Origin of the sequence: Siculibacillus lacustris, from assembly GCF_004328075.1 — a bacterium.
Lineage (GTDB): Bacteria > Pseudomonadota > Alphaproteobacteria > Rhizobiales > Ancalomicrobiaceae > Siculibacillus > Siculibacillus lacustris.
Map to the genome: position 1 here is coordinate 101,292 of NZ_SJFN01000003.1, position 14,815 is coordinate 116,106.

Here is a 14,815-nt window from a genome sequence, read left to right on the forward strand (position 1 = left end):
GCGTCCGTGACCCCCCTCTCTGTCTCTCCCCCACAAGGGGGGAGAGGACCCTTTCAGGAGCGCCCGTCGAAGATCGGCGGTGCATCGCCGACCGATCTCGGCGCCCGACTTCCAGCCGTCATTTCTGCCGGAACGGACGACCCGCCCCCGCCTCATCTCTCAGTGGTTGAGGTTCTCCGCCGCGGCGGCGAGCGCCGATTCCGGGCGCAGGACCGCCGCCAGTTCGATGTACATGTTCTTCAGCGAATAGATCACCATGATGCCGCCGGTGATCGGCATGCACGCATAGAGCCAGGCTTTGGACATGGCGAAGGCGGTGGTCTGTTCCGTGGTCTGCATCGTCAGGTCGAGCGAGTACTTGAAGAAGATCGCGATGAAGATCAGCGAGCACGATTCGACCAGAAGCCGATAGACGAAGCGGGCGCGCACGCCGGGCAGGAACTTCGACAGCCAGTCGCCGATGCTGAAGTGGGCATGCCCCACCCACACCGCCGCGGCGCCGTAGAACACCAGCGCCCCGTAGAGCATCTCCAGGATCTCGTCGAACCAGTGCATCGACATCACGGGGAAGAAGCGCACGACGATGTTGAGCGTCAGGATCGCCGTGATCGCCGCGAACAGCACGATGCAGATCGTCTCGAGGACGAGCAGCAGGGCGCGGTCGAGGCGGGCGAGCAGCGCGAGGGCGGCGGTCATGGCACGGCTCCCATCATGAGGTTCGGCAGCCACAGGGCGATGCCCGGCACGAAGGCGCAGAGGATGGTCACCGCGAGAATGGCGATCAGATAGGGCAGGCATTCGGCGGCGAGTGGCCAGATGCCGACCTTGGCGAAACTCTCCACGGCGAACAGACACATGCCGACCGGCGGCGTGAGGTTGCCGATCATGATCAGGAGGGTCATCACGACTCCGAAGTTGACCATGTCGATGGAGAACAGCGGGCAGATCTTCATGAAGATCGGCAAGGTGATCAGGAAGATCGCATTGCCGTCGAGGAAGCAGCCGAGCACCAGCACGATGGCGATGACGATCCACAGGAAGTCCGACTGCGAGGTACCCATCGCGGTCAGCTGCATGATCATCTCGTCGGGGATGCGCTGGAAGATCGTGAACCAGCCGAAGAAGTTGGCGGTGGCGATGATGAACATCAGGCCGCAGGTCTGCTTCAGGGACACGAACAGGATCGGCGGCAGGTTGCGGATCTTCAGATCGCCATAGGCGAAGCCGAGCGCCGCGGCATAGAGCGCGGCGATCACCGAGGCTTCGGTCGCGGTGAAGAAGCCGGTGGTGATGCCGCCGATGATCAGCACCGGGGTCAGCAGCGGCCAGAAGGCGGCGCGGAAGGTGCGCAGGATCTCGCGGAAGCTCGCCTTTTCGTCCTTGGGCAGGCCGCGCGGGCCGGCCATCAGGCCGATGGCGATCATCATCGCAATCCCCATGGCGACCCCGGGGATGGCGCCGGCGAGGAACAGCCGGGCGACCGAGACGCTGGTGATCGCGCCATAGAGCACGAAGGGGATCGACGGCGGGATGACCGGGCCGATGGTCGAGGCGGAGGCGACGATCGCCGCCGAGATGGTCGGCTTGTAGCCGCCGTCGACCATCGCCTTGTGCTGGATCTGGCCGAGGCCGGCGGCGTCGGCGACCGCCGAACCGGACATGCCGGAGAAGATCATCGAGGACACCACCGCGACGTGACCGAGGCCGCCGGAGATGTGGCCGACCAGCGCCCGGGCGAAGCCGAAGATGCGCTGGGTGACGCCGCCGGTGTTCATCAGATTGCCGGCCAGGATGAAGAAGGGGATGGCCAGCAGGGTGAAGCCGGTGGTGCCGAAATACATGCGTTGCGGCAACATCGCCAGAAAGTCGACCTGGCCTTGGCCGACGAAGAAGATGACGGCGGTCAGGCCGATCGCCACGGCGATCGGCACGTCGAGCATCAGCATGGCGAGAAGAACGCCGAAGATCTCCAGTGTCAGCATGACGGAGGCACTCCCTGGGGGGACGGGCGGTCGCGGGCGGAACGCGCCCGTCGCGTCGCGGCGACGGCGACGAGGCGGGAACGGAGCCGCGCGGTCGGAGGGGACGGCCGCCGGAGGGTGCCTCGCGGCGCCGGCGGCCGGCCGACGGATCCGGCGAGACGGCCGCAGGGGCCGCCCGCCGGACGATCCGTCACTTGGCCGCGTCGACCATGGCCATGAAGCGGGCGAAGTTGTCGGCGCCGACGCGCGCCTTGACCTTCTCCCAGGCCGGCCCCATGGCGTCCTTCCACGGCTTCAGGTCGGGCTTGGCCACGACCATGCCCTTGGTCGCCTGGAGATCGGCGAGTTGCTTGTCCTCGTCGTCGCGCAGCAGCTTGCGGGCGAGCTTGGCCGAATTGGCGGATTCCTCGGCGAGGATCTGCTGCTGTTCGGGGGTCAGCTTGTCCCAGCTCTTCTTGTTGACCAGATGGACCATCGAACTATAGGTGTAGTTGACGATGGTCATGTACTTCTGGGTCTCGTAGAGCTTCAGCGCATAGATCGTGCCGATCGGGTTCTCCTGACCGTCGACCACGCCCTGCTTCATCGCCATCACCAGTTCGGCGAAGGCGATGGTGACGGCATTGCCGCCGGCCGCCTCGACGAAGGCCTGATAGGCGAAGGCCGGCGGGGTGCGGATCTTCATGCCCTTCATGTCGGCCGGGGTGTTGACCGGCTGCTTGGAATTGGTCAACTGGCGGAAGCCCCATTCCCAATCCGACAGATGCACCAGATTCTTCTTGGCCAGTTCCGGATCGGCCCAGGCCTTGAACGGGCCGTCGATGACCTTGTCGGCGGTGGCGTAGTCCTTGAACGCGAAGGGCGTCGAGATGACGTCGTAGAACGGCAGATGCTTGGCGATCTGATCCTGTCCCGACAGGCTCATGTCGACGGCGCCGAGCAGGACCTGTTCGAGCACTTCCGGCGGCGAGCCGAGCGCGTTGTTGCCGAACAGGTTGATCTTGACCGCACCGGCGGTGCGCTTCTCGACGTTGTCCTTGAACTGTTTGGCGGCGACATCGCAGGGATGGCCGTCGGCGGCGAAGTGGCCGAGCTTCAGATCGACCGCGCCCGCCGCGCAGGTCGAACCGAGCATCATCGCCACCAGAATTGCGAGCGTCCTCATCCTACCCTCTTGTGTTGGGTGCCTGTGCCGGCACCTGCCCCGTCCGCGCGTGTCTCCGCCCGGACGCCACAGATTTGACGCCGTTCCCGAGCGGACGCAAGTCGGTAGGAGGAACGAGGCAGCGCCGCGGCGGCGGCGGATTCCGCCGATTTCGGGCGGTCCGCGACGGGGTGCGACGTCGAGGTATGGTAGGCGTGCCGAGCAATGGCCCTGCCGTCGAGGAACCGAAGTGTCCGGTTGAAATTGAGCGGGCTTTCGGCAACATCGTGCCGGTCGATCCGGCCGGCCGTTCCTGGCGCGGACGGCGTGTCTTCCTCCCGGGATCTTCGGAGTTCCAGATGCCTGATCGTGACATCGAGACCGAACGCGACATCTTCGCCCGACGTCAGGCGGAGATGACCGCAAACTGGTATTCGGGTGTGCAGAAAAAAGCGGGGGATCTCGACGCCTTCATCGGTCGGCGGCAGGTGGCCTATCTCGATCGCTGGGGGGAGGCGGCGCGCTTCATCCCCGAAGGCGCGACGGTGCTCGACGTCGGCGGCGGCAACACCTATGTCGACCTTCTGAAGTTTCTGAAGAGCCGGGCCTACGACTATTTCTATCTCGACGTCGATCCGGGCGCTGCTGCGGCATCGGCAGCGTTGGCGGCCGGGTTCGGTTTCGATCCGTCGCAGTTCCGCGTCGGGTTCAACGATCGGCTCGACTTCGCGGACGAGCAGTTCGACGCGGTATTCTCGTCCCACTGCATCGAACATTCCTTCGATCTGCCGACGACCTTCCGAGAGCTCAATCGGGTTCTGAAGCCGGACGGCAATCTGTTGATGGCGGTTCCCTTCGGTTGGGAGAGCAATCCCGAACATCCCTATTTCTTCGACGCCGACGACTGGCAGGCGCTGGTCGACGACGCCGGGTTCGAGGTGCGGGTGCTGCAGGTCGGGCGGGAATATGCCGAGGCCGGATTCGATCTGTTCGTGGCGGCCCGCAAGGTCGGCGCACCGCGCCCGGCGTTCCGCGTCGATCCGGCAGTGCGGCGCAAGACCGCCCATACCCATGTCGACCGGCTCGACGGGTCGATCACGCTCACCGGCACCGTCGACCGGCGCGACGACCACGTCATCCTCGGCGGGCCGGACTGGGCGATCGACATCGCGGTGCCGGCGGGGGCCCGCGAGATCCGGCCGATCTTTGCCCGTCACGACTGGTCGGGCATCGTGGCGATGCGCCAGGGGGCGCGCGAGCTCCAGATCGATCTCTACAGCTGGTATTCGTACGCTCAGCCGGCGCTCTACGTGCTCGATCCGAGCGCCCCGCCGCGGCTCGAGATCCGCCCCTCCGGCCGCAATCCGGCGGCCCGCGACGGCCAGGTGGTGCTCTACGGCTACATGTGGCGGTGACGTCGAAGCGCCGGCGGACCGGCGCGGCGCCCGAACCGATCGTCGGCCGCGGTGGTCGAGCCCTCGGAGCGATCCGGGAAACACTGCCTCTCGTCGGCCGGCCCCCCCTCATCCGCCGCCGGGGAGACCCGCCCCCTGCGGCGTTTCCCTCGGGCGTGCGCCGCGCTACCCTGTCGGGCTCGACATCGACCCGAGAGGCGCCGCGCGGGATGACTCCATCGCAGACCCATCGTCCCGTGCCGTCACCGGTGCGATCCTTCCGGCAGCTGCGTTCGCTCGATCAGTTCTCCTACAGTCTGCGCGTCTTCGTCGCCCTGGCGGGCGTGATGGCGGGGTGTTCGATCTTCGGTGCGCTCGATCTGGTGATCCCGCTGTTCCTCGGGGTGATCGCCGGCGCGCTGGCCGAGACCGACGACAGCTGGTGGGGGCGAGCCAAGGCGGTGGCGATCACGCTGGCCTTGTTCGCGGTGTCGGCCTTCTGCGTCGGGCTGTTCGCGCCCACCCCCTGGCTGTTCGTCGCGGCGATGATCGCCTCGACCTTCACCCTGTCGATGTCGGGGGCGCTCGGGGCCCGCTACACCACCATCGCCCATGCGACGCTGACCCTCGCGGTCTATGCGATGCTCGGCCTGGAGCAGGTCGGCGCCACCCCCGATCTGTGGCGGGCGCCGCTGCTGCTCACGCTCGGGGCGGCGTGGTACGGCCTGCTCTCGGTGGTGTGGCAGGCGCTGTTGCCGTTCGAGCCGGTGACCCTGGGGCTGGCCGGGCTGTTCGACGAGGTCGGCGCCTATCTCGAGGAGAAATCGGCGCTGTTCGAGCCGCGCCGGCATCCCGACATCGAGGGCGCGCGGGTGCTGCTGGCGCGGCGCAACGGCGGCGTGGTGATCGCCCTCAACCGGGTCAAGGAGTTGATCCGCCGCCGCGTCGCGACGGATCGCGACGATCCGCGGGTCGAGCGCTGCCTCGCGCTGTTCTTCACCGCCCAGGACATCCACGAGCGCGCCAGTTCCTCGCACATTGCTTACGAGGACTTCACCCGTGCGTTCTTCCACAGCGACGTGATGTTCCGCTGCCGGCGGCTGTTGCAGGCCCAGGGCCGAGCCTGCCGGGCGCTGGCGCGGCGCCTGCGCGGTGGTCCGGCCGTCGACACCGCCGAGAGCGGTCAGGCGCTCGAGGACCTGCACGCCTCGATGGCGTTCCTGAAGGCCCGCGATCTGCCGGACCAGCGCCCGCTGATGCCGTCGCTCGGCGATCTGGTCGCCAACCTCGAGGCGCTGCAGAGCGATCTCGAGCGGACCGAGGCGCCCGCCGATCCCGCCGCCGCTCACCCCGACACCAGTCTGTTCGACGATTCGCCGGGCTCCCTCGCCGAGGCCGGGCGGCGGGTGATGAGCCATCTGACGCCGGCCTCGCCGGTGTTCCGCCATGCCCTGCGGCTGACGCTGGCGCTCGGCGTCGGCTATTGCCTCAAGATCCTGGTGCATCCGGCGCAGGGCTATTGGATCCTGCTCACCGCGCTGTTCGTGTGCCTGCCCAACTATGCCTCGACCCGCCGGCGCCTGTGGCAGCGAATCGCCGGCACGGTCCTCGGCCTGCTCGCCGGCTGGGCGCTGATCACCCTGTTTCCGGCGCGCGAGATTCAGCAGTCGATCGCCGTGGTGGCGGGCGTCGCCTTCTTCGTCTGGCGCACCGGGCGCTACACGCTGGCGACCGGGGCGATCACGCTGATGGTGCTGTGCTGCTTCAATCAGGTGGTCGACGGCTACAGCATCATCTGGCCGCGGCTGATCGATACCCTCATCGGCAGCGCCATCTCCGGGCTGGTGGTGGTGTTCGTGCTGCCTGACTGGCAGGGGCGGCAGCTGCACAAAGGGGTGGCGGCGACGCTCACCGGCGCCAGCGGCTATCTCAGGGCGCTGATCCGCCAATACGGGTCGAGCAAGAGCGACGATCTCGCCTACCGCGTCGCCCGCCGCACCGCGCAGGAGGCCGACGCCGCGCTGTCGACGACCCTGTCGAACATGCTGCAGGAGCCGGAGCGCCACCGGCGCGACGCCGACGCCTGCATGCGGCATCTCGTCCTGTCGCACACCCTGCTGTCCTACCTGTCGGCGCTCGGGGCGCATCGCGACGCCCTGCCGGCGCTGGCCCCGGACCGGCCGCTCGGCCGCGCCGCCCTGCGACTCGCCGGCGCGCTCGACGACCTCGCCGCCGATCTCGCGGCGCGGCGGGCGGTGGCGCTCGACGACGGCACGGACGACGCCATCGCCCGAGATCTCGCCGACGTCGCCGGGCCGATCGACGATCGCGAGCGATTGGTGCGCACCCAACTCGCCCTGATCTGCCGTCAGCTCGCGCCGATCCGGCGATCGGCGCAGCAGATCCAGGCGACCATCGGCACGTGAGAGCGGACGCGCGGCGCGAATTTTCGCGCGCGCCGACGCCCCGTCACACCCCGACGTCCTGCAGCGAGCGCATCGCCTCGCCGCGGGCGCCGGCGCCGGAGCGGTGTTCGAGCACGCGGACGAGGTTCGACAGGGCGAGGTTGATCGCCAGATAGAGCAGCGCCACCACCAGATAGATCTCCAGCGGCGCGAAGGTGATCGACACGGCGATCTGGCCGGAGCGGAGCAATTCGCCGATCGAGATGGTCGAGATCAGCGAGGTCGATTTGACCAGGCTGATCATCTCGTTGGCCATCGGCGGCAGGACCAGCCCGACCGCCTGCGGCAGCTCGATCCGCCAGAAGGTCTGGCGCGAACTCATGCCGAGCGAGCGGGCCGCGTGGACGTGCTGGCGCGGCACCGCCTCGATGCCGGCGCGGAAGATCTCGGCGAGATAGGCGCCGGCGTTGATGCCGAGCCCGAGGATGCCGGCGACCGGCGCCGACAGTTTCAGGCCGATCGACGGCATGGCGTAGTAGAGGATGAACAGCTGCAGCAGGAGCGGCGTGCCGCGCACCGCATCGACGAAGGCGCGGGCGACGATGCGCACCAGTCCGTGCCGCGACAGGGCCATCACCGCCACGGCGACGCCGATCACCAGCCCGAGCGCCAGCCCGCCGAGTGTGAACAGGATCGTCACGCCGAGGCCCTGGAGCAGCAGCGGGGCCCATTCGACGATCACCTTCCAGTCGAATCCGTTCATCGGTCCGGCCCTCACAGCACCTTGTCGAGGAAGGCGCGGGCGCGGGGATGCGCCGGCGCGGCGAAGAACTGCGCGGGGGGCGCCGCCTCGAGGATGCGGCCGTCGTCCATGAAGACGATGCGGTCGGCGACCTCGCGGGCGAAGGCCATCTCGTGGGTGACCAGCAGCATGGTCATGCCCTCCTTCGCCAATCCGGCGATGACGTCGAGCACTTCGCGCACCGTCTCGGGATCGAGCGCCGAGGTCACTTCGTCGAGCAGCATCACCTTCGGCTTCATCGCCAGCGAGCGGGCGATGGCGACGCGCTGCTGCTGGCCGCCGCTCAGCGTGGTCGGCCGGGCGTCCGCCTTGTGCCCCAGCCCGACGCGGTCGAGCAGGGCGCGGGCGATCGCCACCGCCTCGTCGCGCGGCGTGCCGCGCACCAGGATCGGCGCCTCGATGATGTTCTCCAGCACCGTCTTGTGCGGCCACAGATTGAACTGCTGGAACACCATGCCGATCTCGGCGCGTTGACGATTGAGATCGGCCTCGGGCAGGCGTCGGCGGTCGCCCGACGGGGTTTCGACATAGCCGAGCAGGCGGCCGTCGACGCGGATGTCGCCGGCGGTCGGGGCCTCGAGGAAGTTGAGGCAGCGCAACACCGTCGACTTGCCCGAGCCGCTCGGCCCGATGATCGCCACCACTTCGTTGGCGGCGATCTCGAGATCGACCCCCTTGAGGATCTCGGTGTCGCCGAAGCGCTTGTGGAGATTGCGGATCGAGATCATCGGCGCCTCCGGGCAATCAAATCTGGGTCTGCGATCGAAGGGGGCGGCTCGTGTGCGGCTTCGAGAAGCCCCCGTCTTCCTTGCCCCCTCGTGGGGGAAGGTGCCCCGGAGGGGCGGATGAGGGGGCGCCGCGAAGCGGCAACCGGGCCTGATACACGCGCGCCGAGGCATGAGGAGAGGTCCAGCCCCCTCATCCGCCCTTCGGGCACCTTCTCCCGCAGGGGGGAGAAGGGCACCCTGGGGCGCGGTCGGAGCCGAGCGACGGGCGCCACCCTTTCGAGCGAAGATCCAGCCACCCGCGCCGGCTCGGCGTCACTTCAGATCGAGAACCGCCGGGATGCCCTCGGTCGGCTTGCCGAGCCACTTGGTCTGCAGCGCGGCGAGCGTGCCGTCGGCCTTGGCGGCGTCGAGGGCGGCGTTGACGGCGGCGAGGAGGGTGGGGTCGTCCTTGCGGACGGCGGCGGCGAACCACGACTTGTCGCCGAGGCCGTCGATCAGCCGGAACTGGCCGGGGCGCTTGGCGAGATAGCCGCCGATGATCGGCGCCGGCAGCATCAGGGCGTCGATGTTGCCGTTGGCCATCTCGACCAACATCGCCGGGATGTCGTCGTAGGTCTTGATGGTCAGGCCCTTCTTGCCGGCGGCCTCCAGGGTGGCACCGTATTTCTTGGCGAATTCGTGGGTGTTGGTGCCGAGCAGCACGCCGATGGTCTTGCCCGGTAGGTCGGCGGCCGAGGTCATCGCGGCGTTGGCGGTCATCGCCGCGGCGACCAGCGAGGCGTCGCCATAGGGCACCGAGAAGGCGACCTTCTCGGCGCGCGCCTTGGTCGCGGTCATGCCGCTCAGGATCAGGTCGAAGCGGCTCGACAGCAGCGCCGGGATGATCCCCGGCCAGGCGGTCGGCACCATCTCGAGCTCGACGCCGAGCTTCTTCGCCACATAGTCGCTCAGTTCGGCATCGAGGCCGACGATCTTGCCGTCGGGTTGCTGCGAGATGATCGCGCCGGTGCCGCCGGCTTCGACGCCGACCACCAGTTTGTGGCGCGCCGCGACGTCGGCGAGGGTGTCGGCGGCGGCCGGGGCGACGGCCAGCCCGAGGGCGAAGGCGGCCAGGGCGAGGCGCCGGGTGAAACCGGTGTTGCGAGCGTTCGGCATGGCGGTCACGGCTGTACCTTTCCTTCGGGGGGAGACGGGGGCGGATTGCGCGTCGGATCGGGCCGCCCGCGGGCGATCAGGGCGGCGAGTGCCGGATCGACGCCGGTCATCGCGGCGAGCACCGGCGGGGGAACATGCGGATCGCGCGGCGCCGCGGCGCGGCGAAGCGCGGCGGCGACCGCGGGGGCGGCACCGTCGAAGACGGGCACGGCGGCGCGGGGCGCGATGCGACGGGCGATGCCGACGATCGCGGCGCCGCAGACGACGACCGCGCCGGCGCGTTGCGCGGCGAGGCGGGTGACGGCGGCGAGGACCGCGTCGTCGTGGGCGTCGGGGGCGAGATAGCCGGCGACGCCGTCGATCTCGACCACCTCGAGGCCGCAGATCCGTGAGCCCCAGCCGTAGCTCGCGACGAGATCCTCGTAGAGCGGGCGGCTCGCCGCCCCGAACAGCACCAGCCCGACCGGCTGATCGCCGGCGGCGGCGAAGGCGGATTCGAGCGCCGCGCGAGTGATCGCCACCACCGGGATCGGCACGATCTCGTCGGCCGCCGCCCAACCGCTGTCGAAGGAAATGGCGAGGATCACCGCGTCGTAAGTGGCGTGATGGCGGGCCGCAAGCTCGAGGGCGGCATGGGCGGCGAGGACGTTCTCCGCGCGGGTGGTGACCACCGCCGCGCCGAAACGGCCGGTCACGCCGTCGATGGTCACGCCGCATGGTGCGACCGCGCGGGCTTCGGCGACGAAGCGGTCGGTGACGGCAGTCGTGGTGTTGGGGTTGATCACCAGGATGTTCATGTCGGCAACCATAACAATGATTGTCGACAATCGAAGATCAAGATGTGGACATCGATGCCCTAGTTTTGAGCATGGGCCGAGCCTGGGCAGTTTCGGCCGGGCGCGGCGCCCGGCCGCTCATACCGCGCGGCTCGGGTCGGCCTCGACGAAGGCGGCGATCTCGCCGGGGGTGGCGAACCACACCTCGTCGCCGGCCGCGGCGAGGTGGCGCAGCGCGCGGGTCAGGGCCCGCAGCCGGAACGGCTGGCCGGAGATGAAGGAATGGACGACGAGGCTCATCACCAGCGGCCGGTCGCGGGCGGCGAGCCGCATCTCGTCGAATTCGTCGACGATCATCCGCTCGAACTCGCTCGCCGATGTCTGGCGCCCGATCATCGTGGTGCTGTCGTTGAGCTCGAGGGCGTAGGGCAGGGCGAGGATCCGATCGTCACCGGCGGCGAGCCACACCGGGCGGTCGTCGAGGCGCAGATCGAGCAGGTAGCGGTAGCCGTGGGCCCGCAGCGACACCAGCGTGGACGAGGTCTGGGCGAGCCAGGGGCTCGACCAGCCGCCGGGCGCCGCGCCTTCTTCCGCGGCGATCCGCGCCGCGACCGCGCCGACATAGGCCTCCTCGTCGGAGGCCGAGCGACCGGCCAGCGTATGGGAATTGCTGAGCCCGTGGCCGACGATCTCGGCGCCGGCGCGGCGGGCGTGACTCATCAGCTCCGGTGCGGTGTCGTAGACGTCGGTGTTGAGCAGGATCGCCGGGCGGATGCCGAACTCGGCGAAGCGATCGATCAGCCGAAAGGCGCCGACCCGGTTGCCGTAGTCGCGCCACGAGCGGTTGACCCAATCGGGGGCCGAGGCGCCGGGCAGGATGTCTTCGGTCAGGCCTTCGCCGAAGGCGTAGTCCTCGATGCCGAGACAGACATAGATCGCGAGATTGGCGCCGTTCGGCCATCGGAACGACGGCGATCGGGTGATCGGGGTATAGCCGTAACGGTCGTTGGTCGGGGGCATGGCGGCCTCGTCGGAATCGGGAAAGGGCGTGCGGCGGGCGGGTCAGCCACGCCCGAGCCGACGGTGGAAGCCGACGTCGGTCGCCTCCGCCGCGGCGAGCATCGCCCGGTAGTGGGGGAGCCAGCGGTCGGCGGCGCGGGCGGCCTCCTCGAGGGGCTCCCGGCGCTCGGCGAACAGCGCCCGCGCCTCGGCCCGGAGCGCCGCGGCGTCCACGGTGGTCAGCCGGCCGTCCTCGCAGACGATTTTCCCTGCGACCATGGTGAGGCGGACCGACGAGCCGTTCTCGCAATAGACCAGTTGGCGCGGCAGGTGGTTGAGCGGCGTGAAGGCGAGGGTGTCGAGATCGACCAGGATCAGGTCGGCGAGCTGACCGGGAGCGATGCGGCCGAGGCGATCGCCGAGGCCCATGGCGCGGGCGCCGCCGCCGATCAGGCAGTCGAGGATCTCCTCCGCCCGCGGCCAGGTGTCGTAATCGGCGCTCTCCAGATTGTGGATCAGCCCGACCTGCTTGGCGACCGCCCACAGGTTCACCGCATCGTCGGCGATCGCCTCGTCGGTGCCGAGGCAGACCGGGATGCCGCGGTCGCGGATGCGGCGGAAGGACATCACGCCCGAGCCGAGCCGCAGATTGCTGATCGGATTGTGGGCGATCACCGCGCCCGAGGCGGCGATCAGATCGAGGTCGGCGTCGTCGACCCAGATCGCATGAATGATGTTCATGCGCTCCGACAGGAGACCGAGATCGGCGGTGTAGCGCACCAGCGAGCGGCCGGCGAAGCGCGGCTGGCTCTCGGCCAGGACCCGCTGCAGCTTGGTCTCCAGCATGTGGGCATAGATCGGCGTGCCGTGGCGGCGCGACAGATCGTCGAGGGCGGCGAAATAGTCGGGACTGACCCGCTGCGGCGCCGAGATCGAGGTCGCGGCGCGGATGCGGCCGTCGCAGGCGCCGTGCCAGCGGGTGAAGAGATGATCATAAGCTCCGAGCAGGTCGGCGCGCCCGAAAGTCGGGGGGCGATCGAGATCGCCGCGCAGCTCCGGCGGCACCAGATCGCGCAGGAACGGCAGTTTGTCGGCTTCCGGCAGTTCGGGCTGGTCGAGCGCCAGGGTCGCCCGGATGCCGCTGTCGGCATAGGCCTGGGCGACGGCGTCGATCAGCTCCGGCGTCGGGTTGGGTACGAAGAAGGCGTCGTCCTGCACCGAGGTGGTGCCGGTGGCGAGCATCTCCATCGCCGCCAGCAGCGTGCGGACATAGGCCTCGCGCGGGCTCGGCTTCAGGGCGTCGAGCGCCGGGCTCTCGTAGAGCATGAACACCTCGAGCGGCAGGCTCGGCAGGCGGCCCTTCATGTGGTTGACCGGCGAATGGAAATGGGCGTTGACGAGGCCGGGCATCAGCAGCCGGCCGGCCCCTTCGATCACCCGGGTCTCGGGGGTGATCGCGGCCCCGAGGTCCGGGCCGACCGCGGCGATGGTCGCGCCCGCCACCAACACGTCGGTCGCCGGCGACCGGCCGTCGGGGGCGCTCGGGTCGATCAGCACGACGCCTCGAAACAGGGTGGTCACGGCGCTTCGTCTCCTTCGAACAGTCGGCCCCAGGCGCGGGCGGGGTGCGGATCGATGCCGGCGGCCTCGAGCCCGGCGAAGACCCCGGCCAGCGTCGAATCCCAGATCGGCAGGCCGGTCTCGCGCTCCAGGTCGGCGACGACCCAGGCGGCGGGGAAATTGGTGCAGAGGGTGAGGATCACCTGCGGTCGGGCGGCGGAGACGCGGCGGATCAGGGCCGCGATCTCGGTCTCCGACACCCGCATGTAGGCGAGGTTGTCGGCGACCCCGGCGTGGGCTTCCGCGACGACGGTCAGGCCCTCGCCCGCGAGGGTGGCGACCAGCCGCTCCTGATAGTCGCCGCGGTAGGGCGTGACCACGGCGACGCGGGTGAGGCCGAGGCGGCGCAATTCCGATTCGATCGCCGTCATCGAGGTTGCGGCGCGGATGCCGGTCTCGCGTTCGATCGTCGCGATCAGCGCGTGGTCGTGGGCGAAGCCGATGCTCGCGCCCTTGCTGCCGTTCCAGACGATGGCGTCGAGCGCCGCGTCGCCGAGCAGCCGGGCGGCGCCGAGCATGCCGTCGAGGTCGTAGGCGTCGGGGTGGCCGTCCTTGGAGCCGCGCACCGGGGTGCGCGAATAATGCGCCGAGACCTCGGGAAAGTCGGCCAGCACCGCCGCGGTCACTCGTTCGACCACCAGATTGGCCGAGGGGGTGATCACGCCGATCGCCCTGGTCGCCAGGGGGATACGATGCGGGCCGGGGCGGTCGCTCATGCCGGATCCTCCGCGACGACGTGGTTGCGCTCGTCCGGCCACCACGCCTCGACCGCCGCGCCGGGGACGAGGCCGGCGAGGATGGCGCCGTCGTCGTTCTGGCGGATCGCCGTCAGCGGCTCGCCGCCGGCGCGCTTCAGATAGACGTGGGTGGTCAGCCCGCGATAGATCACCTGATCGATGGTGGTGGCGACCCGGTTGGGGCCGGATCCGGTGGTGCCGGCGAGGTCGAGGCGGATCGCCTCGGGTCGCAACGCCACGGTCAGGCGTTCGCCGACCGCCGCGGCGGAAGCGACGGTGACGCGGATGCCGTCGTCGCTCTCCATCAGCGCACGATCGCCTTGGCGCAGGACGATCCGCCCGCGCAGGAAGTTCGAGGTGCCGATGAAGCCGGCGACGAAGGCCGAGGTCGGCGACTGGTAGATCGCCGTGGGGCTCGCCAGCTGCTCGATGCGGCCGCCGCGCATCACCGCGACCTCGTCGGACAGCGTCAGGGCCTCTTCCTGATCGTGGGTGACCATCAGCGTGGTGATGCCGAGCCGGCGCTGCAACAGCCGGGTCTCGACCTGCATGGCCTCGCGCAGCTGTTTGTCGAGGGCGCCGAAGGGCTCGTCGAGCAACAGCACCGAGGGCTCGACCACCAGGGCGCGGGCGAGGGCGACGCGCTGCTGCTGGCCGCCGGAGAGCTGGTGCGGCATGCGGCCGGCGAGCTTGTCGAGCTTCACCAGCGCGAGCGCATCGATCACCTTGCGGGCGACGTCGGCCTTGGCGACGCCGCGCATCTCGAGGCCGAAGGCGACGTTGCCGCCGACGTCGAGATGCGGGAACAGCGCGTAGTTCTGGAACAACATGCCGACGTTGCGGCGATGGACCGGAACCCGGGTGACCGGCTGGCCCTTGATCGCGATCTCGCCGGCGTCGGGGCGCACCAATCCGGCGATCATCCGCATGACCGTGGTCTTGCCGCAACCGGACGGCCCGAGCAGGGACAGGATCGTGCCCCGCTCGACGCCGAACGACACGCCGTCGACCGCGCGGTGGCCGTGATAGGCCTTCACGACCCCGCCGAGTTCGATGTCCGGCCTCGCCATCAT

At 69.4% G+C, this 14,815-nt stretch carries 13 protein-coding genes; 2 read left to right on the forward strand and 11 right to left on the reverse strand.

Going from position 1 to position 14,815, the window contains the following annotated elements:
• Positions 1–159 precede the first annotated feature (159 nt).
• From EYW49_RS03025 to EYW49_RS03035, 3 genes are all read right to left on the reverse strand, one after another.
• A complete protein-coding gene (locus EYW49_RS03025) occupies positions 160–696 on the reverse strand; it encodes a TRAP transporter small permease (RefSeq protein ID WP_165498104.1) in 537 nt (178 codons plus the stop codon).
• On the reverse strand, positions 693–1,982 hold the full coding sequence (locus EYW49_RS03030) for a TRAP transporter large permease (RefSeq protein WP_131305945.1): 1,290 nt from the start codon (positions 1,980–1,982) through the stop codon (positions 693–695). Before EYW49_RS03030 ends, EYW49_RS03025 begins: the two co-directional genes overlap by 4 nt.
• 190 nt (positions 1,983–2,172) lie before the next feature.
• Positions 2,173–3,147, reverse strand: a complete 975-nt coding sequence (locus tag EYW49_RS03035) for a TRAP transporter substrate-binding protein (protein ID WP_131305948.1) — start codon at positions 3,145–3,147, stop codon at positions 2,173–2,175.
• 338 nt (positions 3,148–3,485) lie between these two features.
• Between EYW49_RS03035 and EYW49_RS03040 the strand changes: the two genes are divergently transcribed.
• Together EYW49_RS03040 and yccS are read left to right on the forward strand one after the other, a co-directional pair.
• Positions 3,486–4,541 carry a class I SAM-dependent methyltransferase gene (locus tag EYW49_RS03040; protein ID WP_165498105.1) on the forward strand — a complete coding sequence of 352 codons (1,056 nt, stop codon included), beginning with the start codon at positions 3,486–3,488 and terminating at the stop codon, positions 4,539–4,541.
• 209 nt (positions 4,542–4,750) lie between these two features.
• Positions 4,751–6,946: a YccS family putative transporter gene (gene yccS, locus EYW49_RS03045; RefSeq protein ID WP_131305954.1), complete on the forward strand. Its 2,196-nt coding sequence runs from the start codon at positions 4,751–4,753 to the stop codon at positions 6,944–6,946.
• 43 nt (positions 6,947–6,989) lie between these two features.
• On the opposite strand, the gene EYW49_RS03050 is transcribed toward yccS, so the two are convergent.
• From EYW49_RS03050 to EYW49_RS03085, 8 genes are all read right to left on the reverse strand, one after another.
• Complete coding sequence (locus EYW49_RS03050) at positions 6,990–7,688, reverse strand: amino acid ABC transporter permease (protein ID WP_131305957.1); 699 nt, start codon at positions 7,686–7,688, stop codon at positions 6,990–6,992.
• 11 nt (positions 7,689–7,699) lie between these two features.
• Entirely contained in the window at positions 7,700–8,455 is a 756-nt protein-coding gene (locus tag EYW49_RS03055) for an amino acid ABC transporter ATP-binding protein (protein ID WP_131305960.1), read from the reverse strand.
• 312 nt (positions 8,456–8,767) lie between these two features.
• A complete protein-coding gene (locus EYW49_RS03060) occupies positions 8,768–9,610 on the reverse strand; it encodes a transporter substrate-binding domain-containing protein (protein WP_228259455.1) in 843 nt (280 codons plus the stop codon).
• A gap of 5 nt (positions 9,611–9,615) precedes the next feature.
• Positions 9,616–10,419, reverse strand: coding sequence for an aspartate/glutamate racemase family protein (locus EYW49_RS03065; RefSeq protein WP_131305966.1), 804 nt, complete (start codon positions 10,417–10,419; stop codon positions 9,616–9,618).
• Positions 10,420–10,524: 105 nt separating this feature from the next.
• Positions 10,525–11,406 (reverse strand): polysaccharide deacetylase family protein, encoded by an 882-nt coding sequence (locus EYW49_RS03070; protein WP_131305969.1) that lies wholly within the window; start codon positions 11,404–11,406, stop codon positions 10,525–10,527.
• A 42-nt stretch (positions 11,407–11,448) separates the two neighbouring features.
• Positions 11,449–12,966, reverse strand: a complete 1,518-nt coding sequence (locus EYW49_RS03075) for an amidohydrolase family protein (RefSeq protein ID WP_131305971.1) — start codon at positions 12,964–12,966, stop codon at positions 11,449–11,451.
• On the reverse strand, positions 12,963–13,721 hold the full coding sequence (locus EYW49_RS03080) for a maleate cis-trans isomerase family protein (RefSeq protein ID WP_131305974.1): 759 nt from the start codon (positions 13,719–13,721) through the stop codon (positions 12,963–12,965). The genes EYW49_RS03075 and EYW49_RS03080 overlap by 4 nt, the downstream gene beginning before the upstream one ends.
• Entirely contained in the window at positions 13,718–14,812 is a 1,095-nt protein-coding gene (locus tag EYW49_RS03085) for an ABC transporter ATP-binding protein (RefSeq protein WP_228259443.1), read from the reverse strand. Before EYW49_RS03085 ends, EYW49_RS03080 begins: the two co-directional genes overlap by 4 nt.
• Positions 14,813–14,815: the final 3 nt, after the last annotated feature.

Bases quoted from the DNA above. Each gene is read 5' to 3' on its own strand.
- EYW49_RS03030 (WP_131305945.1), bottom strand. From the start codon at position 1,982: ATGCTGACACTGGAGATCTTCGGCGTTCTTCTCGCCATGCTGATGCTC.
- yccS (WP_131305954.1), top strand. From the start codon at position 4,751: ATGACTCCATCGCAGACCCATCGTCCCGTGCCGTCACCGGTGCGATCC.
- EYW49_RS03060 (WP_228259455.1), bottom strand. From the start codon at position 9,610: ATGCCGAACGCTCGCAACACCGGTTTCACCCGGCGCCTCGCCCTGGCC.
- EYW49_RS03055 (WP_131305960.1), bottom strand. From the start codon at position 8,455: ATGATCTCGATCCGCAATCTCCACAAGCGCTTCGGCGACACCGAGATC.
- EYW49_RS03035 (WP_131305948.1), bottom strand. From the start codon at position 3,147: ATGAGGACGCTCGCAATTCTGGTGGCGATGATGCTCGGTTCGACCTGC.
- EYW49_RS03050 (WP_131305957.1), bottom strand. From the start codon at position 7,688: ATGAACGGATTCGACTGGAAGGTGATCGTCGAATGGGCCCCGCTGCTG.
- EYW49_RS03040 (WP_165498105.1), top strand. From the start codon at position 3,486: ATGCCTGATCGTGACATCGAGACCGAACGCGACATCTTCGCCCGACGT.
- EYW49_RS03070 (WP_131305969.1), bottom strand. From the start codon at position 11,406: ATGCCCCCGACCAACGACCGTTACGGCTATACCCCGATCACCCGATCG.
- EYW49_RS03080 (WP_131305974.1), bottom strand. From the start codon at position 13,721: ATGAGCGACCGCCCCGGCCCGCATCGTATCCCCCTGGCGACCAGGGCG.
- EYW49_RS03025 (WP_165498104.1), bottom strand. From the start codon at position 696: ATGACCGCCGCCCTCGCGCTGCTCGCCCGCCTCGACCGCGCCCTGCTG.
- EYW49_RS03065 (WP_131305966.1), bottom strand. From the start codon at position 10,419: ATGGTTGCCGACATGAACATCCTGGTGATCAACCCCAACACCACGACT.
- EYW49_RS03085 (WP_228259443.1), bottom strand. From the start codon at position 14,812: ATGGCGAGGCCGGACATCGAACTCGGCGGGGTCGTGAAGGCCTATCAC.